Source organism: Streptococcus sp. DD11, from assembly GCF_001578865.1.
In the GTDB taxonomy this organism is placed as follows: Bacteria; Bacillota; Bacilli; order Lactobacillales; family Streptococcaceae; genus Streptococcus; species Streptococcus panodentis.
Window position 1 is genome coordinate 22,836 of record NZ_KQ969392.1, and the last position, 1,080, is coordinate 23,915.

At 49.8% G+C, this 1,080-nt stretch carries 1 protein-coding gene; it reads right to left on the minus strand.

From position 1 onward, the window contains the following. Window positions 1-1,051 (minus strand): cell division site-positioning protein MapZ family protein (locus tag STRDD11_RS00110; protein WP_128835289.1); only part of this gene is annotated, 1,051 nt, incomplete at its 3' end. Between the last annotated feature and the right edge of the window lie 29 nt (window positions 1,052-1,080).

The window sequence follows — 1,080 nt, forward strand, 5'->3', positions numbered from 1 at the left end:
CAGCAGGTGCCGGTGTCGCTGTTTGCTGACTGCGCCCCTGGGCAATCGCTGCCTTGAGCACTTCATCTAGTTTGGCATTGCCGCTGGATACATCTGAGAAGGTTGCATTGGTATTGGCCTTTGCATCCTTGTTCAAGACACCATCGGTGATGGCACCGCCGTCAAACTGCGAGTTCACGCTTTGGATGGCCGAGATTTGCTTGACCAGAGAGTCATACTTGGTCTTAGCAGCATCATAATCTTTGCCGCCTTTTAGTTTCTCCAGTAAGGCTTTCAGCTTTTCCAAATCCCCAAATTTGCTGTTTTTTACGGCCGTCTGATTGCCGTCGGTAAAGAAAGCAGCATACGCTTCATTAAAAGCTTTTACATCCTGAGCGCTGCTGTCTGAGCTGGAAGAGGAAGAGGAGCTTTTCCTGCTGGATTGAGAAGTTGATGAGCTGCTGGCAGTTGTGCCCTTTCCAAAGAGACTGCGTCCCAGCGCAAAATAAAGGGTTGTTCCGACAGCTGCAAGGCCCACAATCCCCAAAACAGAATAGAGAACAGCCTTTTTCTTATAGAAAGGAAGGGCAGGTACTTCCAAGTCTTCATCATCAATAGGATCCGGAGCCGGGCCGTAGCTGGTCTTGGTCACCGGAGCCACTGGAATATCGTCCAGTTTTTCCGAGCGCTTGCTGCGCGAGCCGAGCGGTTCAGGATCAGAATCGGCTGCAGGGCTTTCAGCCTTTTCCTGATTTTCAGGAGCAGAGCTGCTCTCCACTGCTTCTCTCGTTTCCTTGATAAATTCCGCCAATTCAGAAGTTGAGGCAGCTGCCGATCTTGAGTCCTGCTCCGGCACTTTTTTGATTGTCTGCGTATCAAACTTCCCAGCCTCGATTTCCTCACGGTGCTGCTTGATGTACTTGTCCAGTACATTGTCGCTGTCCGTGACACCGGCTTCCAGCTCCTCTTTCTTGCGGTTGGCCTGACCGACAGTCATTTCTTTGGCCTCTTCAAAATCAAGAATTGACTCTTTTTTCTCTTCTTCTGGCGAATAATTTTCTTCTTTGCTCACGGCATGTCCTTTCTAATCTAGCTGACGTT